This is a genomic window from Kitasatospora sp. NPDC059599 (assembly GCF_042735125.1).
Classification (GTDB): Bacteria; Actinomycetota; Actinomycetes; order Streptomycetales; family Streptomycetaceae; genus Kitasatospora.
This window is the reverse complement of record NZ_JBHWCL010000002.1, coordinates 50,840-65,637: the sequence shown is the minus strand read 5'-3', so window position 1 is coordinate 65,637 and position 14,798 is coordinate 50,840. Positions and strand designations below refer to the sequence as shown.

14 protein-coding genes and 1 pseudogene are annotated in these 14,798 nt (G+C 75.2%); 8 read left to right on the top strand and 7 right to left on the bottom strand.

What is annotated here, in order from left to right; genetic code table 11:
* Positions 1 to 121: 121 nt before the first annotated feature.
* From ACFV04_RS01340 to ACFV04_RS01330, 3 genes are all read left to right on the top strand, one after another.
* The gene (locus tag ACFV04_RS01340; RefSeq protein ID WP_380525991.1) at positions 122 to 1,015 is read left to right on the top strand and encodes an ABC transporter ATP-binding protein; all 894 of its coding nucleotides are present in this window, start codon (positions 122 to 124) and stop codon (positions 1,013 to 1,015) included.
* The gene (locus ACFV04_RS01335) at positions 1,012 to 2,007 is read left to right on the top strand and encodes a hypothetical protein (protein WP_380525989.1); all 996 of its coding nucleotides are present in this window, start codon (positions 1,012 to 1,014) and stop codon (positions 2,005 to 2,007) included. The genes ACFV04_RS01340 and ACFV04_RS01335 overlap by 4 nt, the downstream gene beginning before the upstream one ends.
* A gap of 525 nt (positions 2,008 to 2,532) precedes the next feature.
* Complete coding sequence (locus tag ACFV04_RS01330; RefSeq protein ID WP_380334316.1) at positions 2,533 to 3,390, top strand: S-methyl-5'-thioadenosine phosphorylase; 858 nt, start codon at positions 2,533 to 2,535, stop codon at positions 3,388 to 3,390.
* Here the strand turns inward: ACFV04_RS01330 and ACFV04_RS01325 are convergent.
* Both ACFV04_RS01325 and ACFV04_RS01320 read right to left on the bottom strand, forming a co-directional pair.
* Positions 3,356 to 3,832, bottom strand: a complete 477-nt coding sequence (locus ACFV04_RS01325; RefSeq protein ID WP_380525987.1) for a hypothetical protein — start codon at positions 3,830 to 3,832, stop codon at positions 3,356 to 3,358. The two genes, ACFV04_RS01330 and ACFV04_RS01325, sit on opposite strands and share 35 nt — an antisense overlap.
* Positions 3,829 to 5,028, bottom strand: coding sequence for a molybdopterin-dependent oxidoreductase (locus ACFV04_RS01320; RefSeq protein WP_380525985.1), 1,200 nt, complete (start codon positions 5,026 to 5,028; stop codon positions 3,829 to 3,831). The genes ACFV04_RS01325 and ACFV04_RS01320 overlap by 4 nt, the downstream gene beginning before the upstream one ends.
* Positions 5,029 to 5,142: 114 nt before the next feature.
* On the opposite strand from ACFV04_RS01320, the gene ACFV04_RS01315 reads away from it, so the two are divergent.
* The 3 genes from ACFV04_RS01315 (at position 5,143) to ACFV04_RS01305 (ending at position 8,021) form a co-directional block, all read left to right on the top strand.
* The gene (locus ACFV04_RS01315) at positions 5,143 to 6,555 is read left to right on the top strand and encodes a hypothetical protein (protein ID WP_380525983.1); all 1,413 of its coding nucleotides are present in this window, start codon (positions 5,143 to 5,145) and stop codon (positions 6,553 to 6,555) included.
* Between the two features lie 64 nt (positions 6,556 to 6,619).
* On the top strand, positions 6,620 to 7,351 hold the full coding sequence (locus ACFV04_RS01310) for a molybdopterin-dependent oxidoreductase (RefSeq protein ID WP_380525981.1): 732 nt from the start codon (positions 6,620 to 6,622) through the stop codon (positions 7,349 to 7,351).
* Entirely contained in the window at positions 7,335 to 8,021 is a 687-nt protein-coding gene (locus tag ACFV04_RS01305; protein ID WP_380525979.1) for a cytochrome b/b6 domain-containing protein, read from the top strand. Before ACFV04_RS01310 ends, ACFV04_RS01305 begins: the two co-directional genes overlap by 17 nt.
* A gap of 51 nt (positions 8,022 to 8,072) precedes the next feature.
* Here ACFV04_RS01305 and ACFV04_RS01300 read toward each other — a convergent pair whose 3' ends face one another.
* From ACFV04_RS01300 to ACFV04_RS01290, 3 genes and pseudogenes are all read right to left on the bottom strand, one after another.
* Positions 8,073 to 8,744 carry a methyltransferase domain-containing protein gene (locus ACFV04_RS01300; protein WP_380525977.1) on the bottom strand — a complete coding sequence of 224 codons (672 nt, stop codon included), beginning with the start codon at positions 8,742 to 8,744 and terminating at the stop codon, positions 8,073 to 8,075.
* Complete coding sequence (locus tag ACFV04_RS01295; protein ID WP_380526122.1) at positions 8,741 to 9,361, bottom strand: DUF2064 domain-containing protein; 621 nt, start codon at positions 9,359 to 9,361, stop codon at positions 8,741 to 8,743. Before ACFV04_RS01295 ends, ACFV04_RS01300 begins: the two co-directional genes overlap by 4 nt.
* A gap of 6 nt (positions 9,362 to 9,367) precedes the next feature.
* Positions 9,368 to 10,090: pseudogene (locus ACFV04_RS01290) on the bottom strand (glycosyltransferase family 2 protein); the annotation flags it as partial.
* 203 nt (positions 10,091 to 10,293) lie between these two features.
* Between ACFV04_RS01290 and ACFV04_RS01285 the strand changes: the two are divergent.
* Both ACFV04_RS01285 and ACFV04_RS01280 read left to right on the top strand, forming a co-directional pair.
* Positions 10,294 to 11,052 carry a response regulator transcription factor gene (locus ACFV04_RS01285; protein ID WP_380334337.1) on the top strand — a complete coding sequence of 253 codons (759 nt, stop codon included), beginning with the start codon at positions 10,294 to 10,296 and terminating at the stop codon, positions 11,050 to 11,052.
* Positions 11,049 to 12,206, top strand: a complete 1,158-nt coding sequence (locus ACFV04_RS01280) for a sensor histidine kinase (protein ID WP_380525975.1) — start codon at positions 11,049 to 11,051, stop codon at positions 12,204 to 12,206. The genes ACFV04_RS01285 and ACFV04_RS01280 overlap by 4 nt, the downstream gene beginning before the upstream one ends.
* A gap of 2 nt (positions 12,207 to 12,208) precedes the next feature.
* Here the strand turns inward: ACFV04_RS01280 and ACFV04_RS01275 are convergent, their stop codons facing one another.
* The gene (locus tag ACFV04_RS01275; RefSeq protein ID WP_380525973.1) at positions 12,209 to 13,264 is read right to left on the bottom strand and encodes an NAD-dependent epimerase/dehydratase family protein; all 1,056 of its coding nucleotides are present in this window, start codon (positions 13,262 to 13,264) and stop codon (positions 12,209 to 12,211) included.
* A 130-nt stretch (positions 13,265 to 13,394) separates the two neighbouring features.
* Positions 13,395 to 14,705 (bottom strand): tetratricopeptide repeat protein, encoded by a 1,311-nt coding sequence (locus ACFV04_RS01270; RefSeq protein ID WP_380525971.1) that lies wholly within the window; start codon positions 14,703 to 14,705, stop codon positions 13,395 to 13,397.
* Positions 14,706 to 14,798: the final 93 nt, after the last annotated feature.

The window sequence follows — 14,798 nt, the reverse complement described above, 5'->3', positions numbered from 1 at the left end:
CGCGTCGAGGTCTGTCCTCGGGCCCGACGCCGTCGTCGTCCCTCCGACGGCACGGTGGGAGCCGTCGCCGCGGCACACCGCGGCGGATCACTCACGGGCTACCCGTGATCGGAGGAGGACCATGACCGCCGTCATCGAGGCCCACGGGCTGGGCAAGCGGTACCGGGGCCGGTGGGCCCTGACGGAATGCACCCTGTCGATCCCGCCGGGACGGGTGGTGGGACTGGTCGGCCCCAACGGCGCCGGCAAGTCCACCCTGCTGAACCTGGCCTGCGGCCAACTGCGCCCCACCACCGGAACCATTCGCGTCCTCGGTAGCCGGCCCGGGGACGGCCCCGGACAGCTGGCCAGGGTCGGCTTCGTCGCCCAGGACACCCCGGTCTACGCCGGATTGTCGATCGCCGACCACCTGCGCTTCGGCGCCCGCATGAACCCCGGCTGGGACCAGGACGCCGCGCACCGCCGGATCGCGCAGCTCGGCCTCGATCCGCAGCAGAAGGCCGGCAGGCTGTCCGGCGGCCAACGCGCCCAACTGGCGCTGACTCTCGCCACCGCGAAGCAGCCCGAACTGCTGCTGCTGGACGAGCCGGTGGCCGCCCTCGACCCGCTGGCCCGGCGCTCCTTCCTGCACGGCCTGACGGAGTTCGCCGGGGAACGGGAAGACCGGACCGTCGTCCTGTCCTCCCACGTGATCACCGACCTCGAACGGGTCTGCGACCACCTGCTCCTGATCTCCGGAGGCCGGGTCCAACTGGCCGGACCGTGCGAGGAACTGATCGCCGAGCACTACCGGATCGTCGGCCCGCGCCGTCCGGCCTCCGCACTTCCCGCGTCCCTGTCGGTCGTGCAGGAGCACCACGCCGACGACCGGAGCTCGTTCGTCGTCAGGACCACCGCACCGCTCCCCGAGGGGCACTGGGCAGCCGAGCGCCTCGACCTCGAAGACCTCGTCCTCGCGTACCTGGCCCGGGACCGGCAGGCGCACAACCCGCATGACCTGGAGGGCCTCCGATGATCTGGGTGACCTGGCGCCAGTTCCGCACCCAGGCGATCGCCGGCGCGATCGCTCTCGGCGCAGCCGCCGTCTACCTCCTGCTGCTCGGACTGAACATCCGCGGTGACTACGACCGCAGCCTGGCGGGATGCATCGCCACGGGCTGTGCGCCCGGCCTCGTCTCCGGCTTCGAGGACACGTACTCCACCGTCGTCACGCTCACGGACGTCGCCCTGATGACCGTCCCCGGCCTGCTCGGCGTCTTCTGGGGAGCGCCGTTGATCAGCGGGGAGCTGGCAGCCGGAACGCATCGGCTGGCCTGGCACCAGAGCGTCACCCGGACCCGCTGGCTGACGGTGAAGCTGCTGGTCGTCGGCCTCGGTGCGGTCGCCCTGACGGGACTGCTCGACCTGCTGATGTCCTGGAGCGCGAGCCGGTACGACACGGTCGAGGCCGCCCGGTTCTCCGCGCCGGTCTTCGGCGCACGCGGCATCGTCCCGCTGTCCTACGCGGCCTTCGCCTTCGCCCTGGGAGCCGCCGCCGGCCTGCTGCTGCGACGACCGGTCGCCGCCATGGGCCTGACCCTGGCTTTGTTCGCGGCCGTGCAGTTCGCCGTCCCGACCGCCCTCCGGCCGAACTACCTCCCACCGCGCACCGCGGACATCCGGCTCGACACGGCGACGCTGAGCCACGCCGACGGCATCGTCCGGAACGGCTCGTCGCTCGCGATCGGCGGCATCTCCCTCCCGGACGCCTGGGTTCTCTCCTCGGGCCACGCGCTCGACTCGGCCGGACAGCCACCCGGCGCGGAGAAGATCGACACCTGCCTGATGCCGGGCCGGTTCGACGGGACGATCGCCTGCCTGGCCGGACAGGACCTCCACGTGACCGCCACCTACCAGCCGAACACCCGCTACTGGCCCTTCCAGCTCATCGAGGCAGCGCTCTACACCGCCATGACCGCGGCGCTCTCGGGCTTCTGCTTCTTCCGGATCCGACGCCGGACGACCTGACCCGGCTCCGCCCGGTCCTGGGCCGGCTCCGGTCCCGGACCGGGTCCTGAGCCGGGCCCCCGGCTGTCGGTGAGGATGTCCGTGTACAGAGTGCCGGTGACGCTCGGCACCACGACCGTGAGCCAGTACGCGAACGGTGTGCAGGCCTGGTCCTGAGCTGCCGGCCCAGGACGACGGCCGGCACGGCGGTGAAGATCAATGAAGTGTTGATCAGACCGACACCGAGGGGCCGGCGTCGGGCGTCGCCGTGTGCCGTTCAGCGGCGGTCGTCATGCGACCGAGGCTGACGTGCGGGACCTGAACACAGCCTGACCGCCGGCCCGGGGACGCGTTTCGACCGGCCGTGCTGACGGTGGCGATTCCCAGAGGCAGGCGTTCGTGCCGGCGGGCGGGTCCGCCGGCCCGGGTGCCGCGTTCGCAGCGTGACGTGACGTTCGCGATTCGTAAGGCCCGGTGTCCTGGTTCCGGCGCGGTCCGTTCCTACAGTGGCCGGAAGGTTGTTCCCGAGAAGAGAGGTGGACCGCGATGACGGCCGACCAGAACGTCCTGCCGAGCGCCGAGGTGGGCGTGATCGGCGGCTCCGGCCTCTACGAGCTGCTGGACGACGTGACCGAGGTGCGGGTGGACACCCCGTACGGCGAGCCGAGCGACGCGCTGTTCGTGGGTGAGGTGGTCGGCCGCCGGGTCGCCTTCGTGCCGCGGCACGGGCGTGGCCACCGGCTCCCGCCGCACCGGATCAACTACCGCGCGAACCTGTGGGCGTTGCACTCCCTGGGCGTGCGGCAGGTGCTGGCACCCTGCGCGGTCGGCGGGCTGCGCCCGGAGTACGGGCCGGGCACCCTGCTGGTGCCCGACCAGTTCGTCGACCGGACCTCCGGACGCCCGCAGACCTTCTACGACGGCCTGCCGCTGCCGGACGGCACGGTGCCGGAGGTGGTGCACGTGTCGATGGCCGACCCGTACTGCCCGCAGGGGCGGCGCGTGGCGATGGAGGCCGCCCGGGAGGCGGCCTGGGAGCCGGTCGACGGCGGCACGCTGGTGGTGATCGAGGGCCCGCGCTTCTCCACCCGCGCCGAGTCCCGCTGGTTCACCGCCAACGGCTGGTCGGTGGTCGGCATGACCGGGCACCCGGAGGCCGTCCTGGCCCGTGAACTCGGGCTCTGCTACACCTCGATGGCCCTGGTCACCGACCTCGACGCGGGCGTCGAGAGCGGTGAGGGCGTCACCCACGGCGAGGTGCTGAAGGAGTTCGCCCGCAACGTCGACCGGCTGCGCACCGTGCTGTTCAAGGCGCTGGAGCGGCTGCCCCTCGTGCGCGGGTGCGCCTGCCCGCACGCCCTGGACGGCCTCACGACCGGTCTTCCCGGGGTGCCCGGCGCCTGACGGCACGACCCCGGCGCCCGAGGGCACCACCCCGGTGCCTGACGGATCGATCCCGGCGCCGCCACCGCCCGACGAGCGCGACCAGCAGCGCGAGGACGGCGGTGGCGGCCAGCACCAGCAGCCAGTTGCGGAGGTAGGGAAGCGGCAGGACGGTCGGGTTGCCGTTGTCGTCGCCCGCGCGCAGGACGGCCGGCAGGCCGACGGCGGTCACGGCCGCCGCGACGACCAGCCAGCCGCGCAGCACCGGCCCGCGCACCAGGAACGCGCCCAGCAGGCACAGCAGCGGCGCCCACACTCCGTCGTGGATCACGAGCCCTCCGACCGCCCAGACCAGGACGTCCAGCGGGTCGGTGATGTACGGGTCGCCGAGCAGCCCGGACAGGCCGTAGCCGATCAGGGCCGCGCCGGCCGCCAGCAGCAGACCACGGATCACGACGGTCATGCCGTCACCTCGATCCGGGTGACCCACTTGGTCTGCAGGACACCGGGCCGGTTCGGCGCGATGATCCGCGCCGGGAACCCGTGATCCGCCGTCAGCACCTCACCGTTGACGCGCAGGGCGAGCAGACTGAGCGGATCGTCGACGTACTGCGCGGGCATCTCCATCACCCGGTAGGGGCCTTCGGCCTCCAACGAGGTGATCCGGGCGGAGGAGCCGGCCGGGGCTCCGGCGCGCAGCAGCAGGTCGGAGACCCGGACCCCGCCCCACCGGGCGGTGGCGCTCCAGCCCTCCACGCAGGCGATGGGCAACTCCACCTCGTACTGGGGGAGTTCACCGAGCTCGGTGAGGGTGAGCTCGTACGGCCGAGGCCCGTCCACCCGCAGCCGCCAGCCGGCGGGCACCGTGATCGTGCCGGCCTGGGCGGCGGTGCGGTTCACCGGAAGGCCCTGCGGGCCGATGTCGGGGCGGCGCGGGGCCAGCAGGTCCAGGGCCCGCAGCCAGGGCACGCTCTGTCCGGCCGTGACGAGGGTGACGGTGCCGACGGCGGCGGTGGTCGCCGCGAGGAACGCGCGGCGCTGCGCCAGGGCCGGAGCGGCCCGGCGCCACCAGTGCGCGGCGATGAGCGGCGCCTTGACGGACAGGTGGACCAGCAGTCCGCCGGTCGCCAGCCAGCCGAGCCAGAAGTGGGTCTGCCGGAACGGGAACGGCCACGGGTACCACTGCAGGGTGTTCAGCAGACCGGTGAACAGCTCCATCAGGACGGCCGCGACGAGGACGGCGATGCCGATCCGCTCCAGGGCGTGCAGCACGCTGCGCGCCGGCGGCCACTCGAAGAGCCGCGGATAGACCGCCCAGAGTTTCGCGCCGACCAGGGGGATCGCGGCCAGACCGCTGATCACGTGCAGGCCCTGGGTGACCCGGTAGCCGTTCACCGGCCGTGCGGGCAGGTGCGGGGCGAGCCAGCCGGGCGGGTCCTGGAGCAGGTGGCTGGTGAGGCCGGTCAGGAAGCAGAGCAGGACGGCCAGGCCCAGCCAGCGGCCGACGACGACCACGGTCCGCGGCTCGTGCAGCGGTGAGGTGAACGCGCCCTCGCGCAACGGCCCGCGCCGCAGGAACGCCGGGGGAGCGGGCAGCGACGGGTCATAGCGGCGGCGGCGACGGACGGGGGCGCCGGAGTCGGCGGGATCGGTTTCCACCTCTCCATCGAAGCGCCCTGGCGCGTTCCTGCGGTGCTCCGACGTGCTTACCGATTTCGAACGGCGGCCTCGCCGCCCCGGGTGCGGGGGCCGGCCGGTGGGAGGGTGGGCGACGTGATCTCCCGGACCGTCCTGCGCTGTCTCCTCGCCCTCGCCGCCCTGGTCACCGCCCTGGCGCTGACCGTCGCCCACGGCGGCGTCCTCCCGCTCGCCTGCTGGTACCTCCTCGACACCGCCCTCTTCGCCGTCGCGGTGCTGTTGCTGCGCGGGGTGCCCCGGGAGCAGGTCGTGCCGCTGGTCCTGGCCGGTGGCGTCGCCGTGGCCGCCGTCGGTCTGCTGGCGCCGCCGCGGACCAGCGACGACGCCTACCGCTACGTCTGGGACGGCCGGGTCCAGGCGGCCGGGATCTCGCCCTACGCCCGGACCCCGGACGATCCGGCGCTGGCGGGGCTGCGCGATCCCGGGCTCTTCCCGGTGGGGGACGGGTGCGCCGGCTGGGACGAGCGGCGCACCGGGGCCGGGGACTGCACCCGCATCAACCGGCCGGCCGTGCACACCATCTACCCGCCGGTCGCGCAGGCCTGGTTCCTCGCCGTGCACCCGTTCGGCGGCGGGGTCCGCGCGGTGCAGGCCGGCGGTGCGGTGCTGGCGGTGGCGGTCACCGGACTCCTGCTGGTGACGGGGCGGGAGGCGTGGCGCGCCGCGCTGTGGGGGTGGTTCCCCGGCGTGACGGTGTGGGCCGTCAACGACGCGCACGTCGACACGCTCGGCGCACTGCTGACGGTCGCCGCGCTGGGCTGCGCGGTACGGGGACGGTCCCGGCGGGCGCGGGCGGTACGGGCGCGGGAGACGCGGGGGCGGGCGGTACGGGGGTGGTCCGAGTCGGGGCGGGCGGTCCGCGCGGGCGTCCTGCTGGGCGGCGCGGTCGCGGCCAAACTGCTGCCGGCCCTGGCCCTGCCCGGCGCCCTGTCGGGCCTGCTGTCCCGGCGCCCGACCCGCGCCGACGTGCTGCTGCTCGGCTCCACCCTCGGCGCCTTCGCCCTCTCCTACCTCCCGTACGTCGTGGCCTCGGGCACCTCGGTGCTGGGCTACCTGCCGGGCTACCTGCGGGAGGAGGGCTACGAGCAGGGGCACATCGACCGGTTCGGACTGCTGCGGCTGGTGCTGCCCGACCGCCTCCTGCCGTGGGCGGCGGCGCTGGTGCTCGCGGTGGTGGTGGTCCGGGTGCTCCGCCGGGGCGACCGGGACCGGCCGTGGGCCGGCGCGCTCCTGGTGACGGGCACGGCACTGCTGCTGGTCGCGCCCGCCTACCCGTGGTACGGGCTGCTGCTGGTCGCGCTGGTCGCCCTCGACGGTCGCTGGGAGTGGCTGGCCGTCCCGGCCGCCGGGCAGGCGCTCTACCTGACGGGAGGTCAGGTGGCGCAGCAGCTGGCCTACGGCACGGCGCTGTGCGTCGTCCTCCTGGTCCCGCTGCTGCGGCAGCGTCGTGCGGGGCGGGTGGCCGTGGTGGCGTTCGGCGAGAAGTGACGGAAGTCTGACGTCCCGGTGCCGGCCCTGGTCGCGCCGGCCCCCGGCTGGTCGAATCGGCGGCGTGAGCGAACAGATCGGCGTGAGTGAACAGATCGAGGAGAGCCGGGGGACACCGGTCGGCCGTCGGGTGGTGCTGGGCCTGCTCGGGCTCGGTGCGGCGGGAGTCGTGGCCGGCCCGTACCTCCAGCGCGCCCAGGACACCGTGGCGGGCAAGGACCCGACGGGTCTCACCGGCCTGCTGCCGGGAGGAGGCGGCTTCCGGTACTACTCGGTGGCGTCCTCGGTGCCGGCCCGGGGCCCCGACACCTACACCCTGACGGTGGACGGGCTGGTGGAGCGTCCCGGCCGCTACCGCCTGGCGGACCTGCAGGCGATGCCGCAGCGCCGGATCGTGCGGGACGTGCAGTGCGTGACGGGCTGGCGGGTGCCGTCCACCCCGTTCGAGGGCGTGCCGCTGGCCCACCTGCTCGATGCCGCCGGCGTCACCGCGGGCGCCCGGGCGCTGCGGTTCAGCTGCTTCGACGGCGAGTACACCGAGAGCCTCACCCTGGAGCAGGCCCGGCGGGACGACGTGGTGGTCGCGCTCAAGCTTCAGGACGCGCCGATCTCCCACGCCCACGGCGGTCCGGTCCGCCTGTACGTCGCGCCGATGTACTTCTACAAGTCGGCCAAGTGGCTGTCCGGGATCACCGTCACCGACACGGTGGAGCCGGGCTACTGGGAGCGGAACGGCTACGACGTCGACGCCTGGGTCGGCCGGTCGAACGGACGTGACGATGCACCGACCGCCTGACCTCCTGCTCCGCTTCACCCGCGCCGAGCGCTGGGTGCACCGCGCGACCGCCGTGCTGGCGCTGGCGTGCCTGGCCACCGCCGCCTGCCTCTACCTGGCGCCGCTGGCCGAACTGGTCGGGCGGCGAAGGCTCGTCGTCACCGCGCACGTGTGGTGCGGACTGGCGCTGCCGGTACCGCTGCTGCTCGGACTGGGCTTCCGGGCGGTACGCGCGGACGTGTCGAGGCTGAGCCGTTTCGGCCCCGCGGACCGGGCGTGGCTGCGGGCGGTACGGGCGCGCGCGTTCCGCCGCCCGGCGGGGAAGTTCAACGCCGGGCAGAAGCTGTACGCCCAGTGGACGCTCGGCACGATGCTGGTGCTGCTCGGTACGGGTCTGCTGATGTGGCTCACCCACCTGGCGCCGCCGTCCTGGCGGACCGGTGCGACCTTCGTCCACGACTGGCTGGCCGCGGCCGTCGCCGTGGTGTCCGCCGGGCACATCCGGATGGCGCTCCGGGATCCCGAGGCCAGGCGCGGGATGCGGACCGGGTGGGTCGACCGGCGCTGGGCCGAGCGCGAGCACCCGCACTGGGCGCCCGCACCGGCCGCGGACCCCGCACCGGCCACGGACCCGGAACCGGCCGCGGACCGGGGGCACCCGGCCCGCGGCGGTCCCGCGCCCCGCCCGTGAGCCGCTGAGGACGTGCTGTCGGCCGTACCGCGCCCGGTACGGCCGACAGCCTCAGCGGGCCGGCGCGGCGCACCTGCGCAGGGCGAGGAAGCGCCGGCCGTGGGAGGTCCAGCGTTCCGACTCGACGAGTCCGGCGCCGCGGGCGCGCTCCACGGCGGCCTCGGCACCGAGGCGCGCCCAGGCGAAGGGCGGCCCGAGCCGCCCGTCCGGGCCCTCGACCCGGACGGTGACCCGCTCGTCGACCTCCCGCGGCTCGACCTCCACCAGCAGCAGCCCGTCCGGCGCGATCAGTTCGGCGGCCCGCCGCAGCAGGGCCTCGGGGTTCCCGCCGATGCCGAGATTGCCGTCGGCCAGCAGGGCCGCACCCCAGCGGCCCTCGGCCGGAAGCCGGTCGAACACCGACCGGCACAGCGCTGCGCCGCCGAGGCCCAGGGTGCGGGCGACGGCCGCCGGTGTGACGTCGACACCGAGTGCCGGGACACCCAGGGCGAGGAGCGCGGCGACCAGCCGGCCCGGCCCGCAGCCGAGGTCGACGACCGGTGCGGACAGCTGGAAGCAGCGCAGCAGCAGGCTGTGGTCGCCGCCGGTGGCGGGCGCGCACCAGCGCTCGATGTCGAGCGGGATCCGGCGGCCGTCGTCGCCTCGCAGCCACAGCGGACCGCGTCCGGTGCGGACGGCTTCGGTGAACGGGTCGTCGATCCACGCCGTCGCGGTGCCGCTCAACCTGCCACCTCGGGGGCCGCCCGGAACGAGCGCAGGCGGGCGGCGAAGCGGCTCCGCGGCGCCTGGGAGGCGACCAGCAGGGCGTCCTCGACGGTGTCCACGTCGGTGGCTTCGGGCAGCCGGTGCACCGTGAGGCCGGCCGTCCCGAGCCGGTCGAGGAGCGCCGACCCGGTGTCCGGGGTCGACATCGGCACCCCCAGGAGGAGCCGGCGGGCGAGGTCCTCGGTCGGCCGGGCCAGACCGAGGGCCCAGAAGCCGCCGTCGGACGCGGGCCCGTACCAGGCGTCCGTGCCCGCCCGGCCCGTCGGCGAGAGCGGCTCGGCCAGGGTGGCCGCGCTCAGCTGCGGGGTGTCCATGCCGACGAGCAGCGCGGGCGCGTTCGGGGCCAGCCGGGCAGCGTGGCCGAAGGCCGCCGCCAGCCGTGCGTCCAGCCCGCCGCCGCTCTGCGGGAGGACCTGCCACCCCGGCGGCAGCCAGCGGCCCGGTTCGCCGTCCAGGACGAGCAGGCGCCGCCCGGCGGGGACGGTGGCCAGTGTGTGCAGCGTGTCGGAGAGCGCGGCCTCGGCCAGCGCGGCCGCCTGCTCGGGCGTGCACGCCGGGGTGAGCCGGGTCTTCACCCGGCCCGGCACGGGGGACTTGGCGATGACCAGCAGGGTGGGCGGCGGGGCGGCGAGGACGGCCCGCATGTCCCGGATCGCCTGCCGGGTGCCGCGCAGCGTGCCGGTGACCTTCGACCGGCCGGCGCGCGGCAGGTAGTCGACGGACGTCTCGGTGATCCGCATCCCGGCAGCCGAGGCGGCGAGCACCATCTCCAGCGGGTACCCGGAGCGGCGGTCGCCCAGCCCCAGTGCGAGCAGGCGTTCCCGTCGGGCGGCCCGCATCGGTCCCAGGTCGTGCAGGGGGGCGCCGGTGCGGGCCCGCAGGCGGCCGGCCAGCACGGTGTTGGCGAGTCGGGCGTGGACGGGCCAGGCGCTCAGGGTCGCCGGCCGGCGGCGGCCGAGGACCAGGTCCGCCGTGTCGTCGGCCACCGGAGCGGTGACCCGGGGCAGTTGGGCGGGATCGAGGGAGCCGTCGCAGTCCAGGAAGCAGACCAGCTCGGCGGTGGCGGCGAGGAGCCCGGCGTGGCAGGCGGCGCCGAATCCGCGCCGGGACTCCTCGACCACGGTCGCCCCGAGCCTTCGGGCGAGTTCGGCCGAGCCGTCCCGGGAGCCGTTGTCGACGACGATCGCCCGCCAGCCCGGCGGGATCCGTCCGAGCACCCAGGGCAGGGCCGCGGCCTCGTCGAGGCAGGGCAGGACGACGTCGACACCGGACGGTCGAGGGGGAGTGGAGGTCACGCCGGTCACGCTAAGGGCGGGCCCGCCCCGCGCGGGGGTGCCGCAGCCTTACGGAAGTCGAACGTCGCGCCGACGGCCCACCGGGGACCGGCGGGGGCCCGCGCCGGAGCGCGCACCGGCCCCCGGATCTTACGGAGGTCGAATCTTACGGAGGTCGAACGGGGAGCCGCGACGGCGTCCGCACCGGTGCGGGGGCCCCTATCCTCGGCGGGGTGAACGAGCCCTCCGCCACCACCGGCCCGCCGGCCGGCGCCCGCATCCTGGTGATCGACGACGACCCGACCGTGGCCGAGGTCGTCGCCGGCTACCTCGCCCGCGCCGGCCACCACGTCGACCGTGCCGCGGACGGCCCGCAGGGGCTCGCCCTCGCCCGCGCCCACCGCCCCGACCTCGTGGTCCTGGACCTGATGCTCCCGGGCATCGACGGCCTGGAGGTGCTGCGGCGGCTGCGCGACCGGGACACCGGTGCGGAGCTGCCCGTCGTGATGCTCACCGCCAGGGGCGACGAGGCCGACCGCATCCTCGGTCTGGAGCTGGGCGCCGACGACTACGTCACCAAGCCGTTCAGCCCGCGCGAACTCGTCCTGCGGGTCCAGTCGGTGCTGCGGCGCTCGCGCGCGGCGGCACCGGCGCCCGGCACCTCGGCCGAGCCCGTCCGCTCCGGGGACATCACCCTCCACGGTCCGGCCCGCCGCGCCCACCGAGCCGGGAAGGAACTCTCGCTGACGGCAAGGGAGTTCGATCTGCTGGCCTTCCTGCTGCGGCATCCGGGGACGGTGTTCTCCCGGCAGGAGCTGATGGCCCGCGTCTGGGGCTGGGACTTCGGCGACCTCTCCACCGTCACCGTCCACGTCCGGCGCCTGCGCGAGAAGATCGAGGACGACCCCGCCGCTCCCCGGATGATCTGCACGGTGTGGGGCGTCGGCTACCGCTACGACCCGGCGCAGGGCGTCGAGGAGGACCGCTCGTGAAGGACCTGCTGCTGATCGCGCTGTTCGCCGCCCTCGGCGCCGGCGGCGCGGGCCTGCTCGGCTGGCCCGCCGTCCGGCTCCTGCGTCGACGCTCGATGGCGCTCTCGCTGTTCTGCGTCGCCGTCGTCACCGTGCTCGCGGTCACCTCCGGGACGTTCGCCGTCGCGCAGGCCATGTTCCTCTCCGACCACGACCTCGGCGTCGTCATCACGGTGCTCGTCATGGCCGCGGTCGTGTCGCTGTGCACCGCCGCGCTGCTGGGGCGGCAGGTGGTCGCCGGCAGCCGGGCGCTGACCGTGGCCGCCCGGACCGTCGGCAGTGACACCGGCTTCACCGCGCCCGCCCACCCGCTGGGCCGCGAACTGGCCCAGCTCAGCGAGGAACTCGCGGCCACCAGCGCCCGGCTCGCCGAGTCCCGGGCCCGCGAACAGGCCCTCGAACAGTCCCGGCGGGAGCTGGTCGCCTGGATCTCCCACGACCTGCGCACCCCGCTGGCCGGGCTGCGGGCCATGGCCGAGGCGCTGGAGGACGGTGTCGCCGAGGAGCCCGAGCGCTACCTCCAGCGGATCCGCACCGAGGTCGAGCGGCTCACCGGCATGGTGGACGACCTGTTCGAACTCTCCCGCATCCAGGCCGGCACGCTCTCCCTCTCGCTCACCCGGGTCTCCGCCTACGACCTGGTCGACGACGCCCTGGCCGGCGCCCACGCGCTGGCCCGGCAGCGCGGCGTCCGGCTCGAAGGCCGACAGGTGGAGCCGGAACCGGTCGAGGTCGACAGCCGCGAGATCACCCGGGTGCTGGGCAACCTCCTGGTCAACGCGATCCGCTCGACCCCCCAGGACGGCGTGGTCGCCGTGTCCGCGCGGCGGGAGGCGGACGAAGTGGTGCTCTCGGTCACCGACGGCTGCGGCGGCATCTCCGCCCAGGACCTGCCCCGGGTCTTCGAGACCGGCTGGCGCGGAACCGCGGCCCGCACGCCCAGGCCGGCCGACCCGGGCGAGCCGGCCGGCCGGCCCGAAGCCGGCGGCAGCGGTGCCGGCCTGGGCCTGGCCATCGTCCGCGGCATCGTCGAGGCCCACGCCGGGCGCGCCCGCGTCCACAACGTCGCCGGCGGCTGCTGCTTCGAGATCGCCCTGCCGTCCGCCCGGAGCTGAGCTCAGACCCGCAGCGGTGCGGCGGCGAACTCCGCCATGCCGCGGTCGAACGGCACGCAGGGCAGCCAGCCCAGCTCGGCGCGCAGCCGGGTCGAGTCGGCGGTGACGTGCCGCACGTCGCCGAGCCGGTACTCGCCCGTCACCACGGGCGCCGGGCCGCCGTACGCCGCGGCCAGCGCGGCCGCCATCCCGCCGACGGTGCGTACCTCGCCGCTGCCCACGTTGTACGCCCGGGCGCTGCCCGGCGGCCGGTCGCCCACGGCCGCCAGGGCCGCGAGGTTGGCGGCGGCGACGTCCTCGACGTGGACGAAGTCCCTGCGCTGGCCGCCGTCCTCGAAGACCCGGGGCGCCTCGCCCCGGGCGAGGGCCGACCGGAACAGCGACGCCACCCCCGCGTACGGGGTGTCGCGCGGCATGCCGGGGCCGTACACGTTGTGGTAGCGCAGCGTCAGTACGGTTCCGCCGCAGGCCCGTGCCCAGGCCGCGGCCAGGTGTTCCTGGGCGAGCTTGGTCACCGCGTAGACGTTGCGCGGGTCGACGGGTGCGCTCTCGGCGACCAGGCCCGGATGCAGGGGAGCACGGCAGACCGGGCAGGGCGGCTCGAACCGTCCGGCGTCGAGATCGGCGGGCCGCCTCGGGCCCGGTGCCACCTCGCCGTGCTGCGCGCAGCGGTAGCGCCCTTCCCCGTAGACCACCATGGACCCGGCCAGGACCAGCCGTCTGACGCCGGTCCGCGCCATCGCGGCCAGCAGTACCGCGGTGCCGAGGTCGTTGCAGCCGACGTACTGCGGCGCGTCGTCCAGGTCCAGTCCCAGGCCGACCATCGCCGCCTGGTGGCAGACCGCGTCCACCCCGGCGAGCGCCTCCTCGACGGCCGCCGCGTCCCGGACGTCCCCGTGGAGGAAGTCGACGCCCGGGGGCAGCGCGGGTGCCTTCCCGGTCGGATGGACCGCGGGCAGCAGGGCGTCCAGGACCCGCACCTCGTGCCCGGCCGCGACCAGGGCACGGACCACGGACACGCCGATGAAACCGGCACCGCCGGTGACCAGGATTCTCATGCCGCCGACGCTAGCGGCCGATCGGAGCCGCGGGCCCTCGACACCGGGCGGTGTCACGGATCGGTAAGACGCGAGCGCCGCCGGGGGTCGTGACCGTGCCGTCCGCACGGGGCGAATTCCCCGGCTGTCCTCAACCGAGGGTGTCGAGTGTGGCGCGGGCGAGCGGGGCCTGGAGCGGGTTGAAGGCGGGGTCGGTGGTGAGGGCTTCGGTGAGGTGGGTGCGGGCGTCGTCGGTGTGGCCGAGGGCGTGTTCGATCTCGCCGAGGTGGTAGCCGAAGAGGGCGTTGTGCCAGCCGTGGGCCTGGGCCTGCCGGGCGAGGGTGAGGGCTTCGGTGTCCGCGCCGGTCCGGTGCAGGGCCCAGGAGAGGGCGTCGGCGACGAGGACGTTCTGTCGGCGGGCCCACTCGGAGCGCAGCAGGCGGACGGCTTCGGCCGGGTCGCCGTGGTCGGCCTGGTACTGGCCGAGGGTGAGGTCGTCGACGACGCCGTTGGCGGCCGCGAGCCGCTGTTCGGCGGTCAGCAGCCGGTACTGGTCGCGGGCCTGGTCGGGGTGGCCGAGGGATTCGTGGAACTCGCCGAGTTCGAGCAGGTACTGGGGGAGCGGGACGCGGGCGATGGCGGCGGTGTAGTCGCGCACGGCGTCGTCGTTCCGGCCGAGGGCGGCTTCGGCGCGGGCCCGGCCGGCGAGGGCGGGGGTGTAGTCGGGGTCGGTGCGCAGGGCCTGCTGGTAGCCGGTGAGGGCGTCCTGGGTGCGGCCGGAGTTCCGGTCGAGTTCGGCGATCTGGTACTGGCAGAAGGCCTTGTCGGCGGGGTCGTAGGCGCCGTCGAGGGCTTGCCGGAGCGCGGCGCGGGCGTCGTCGGTGCGGCCGTGCTGTTCGAGGTCGTAGGCGGCACGGGTGAAGGAGGCGGTGCCGGGGCGGCGGTCCAGGAGTTGCTGGGCGGCCGCGGTGGCGCCCGCGTCGTCGCCGAGCTGGGTGCGGGCGTCGGTGAGCACGGCGTAGGCGGGCCAGTGGGCCGGCGAGGCGGCGACGGCCTGTTCGGCGAAGTCGCGGGCCTGGTCGAAGAGGTGGCGGGCGTTGGCGAGGGCGCCGAGGCCGGTGAGGGCGTCGGCGTTCGCCCGCGGTGCCAGGGCGAGGGAGCGGTGCAGGGCCTCGTCGGCCTTGGGGTAGTACGACGGGTCGGCGGTGAGACGGGCCTGTTCGACGTACTCGGCGCCCAGGCGTGCCCACAGCGCCGCGTCCTCGGGCACCTGCCGCAGCCGCTCCTGGTCGGCGGTGATCGTGCGCGTCAGCGAGCCGTCGGGGCCGGACCGGCTGCCCGGGGGCCGGGCGGTGTCCGCCGAGGGGCGGTGGACGCCGGGTCCGGTGCGGTCGAGTGCCCCGATCGCGGCCAGGCCGCCGCACAGCGCGATGGTGGTGAGCAGCAGGGGCAGGCGGCGCATGGGGGTCCTTCGAGCGGTGCGGTGCAGCGCGATGTGTGGGTGCGGTGCGGTGCGGGCCGGGTGGGTGGCCGGCGGCGGTACCGTCGGCCACCC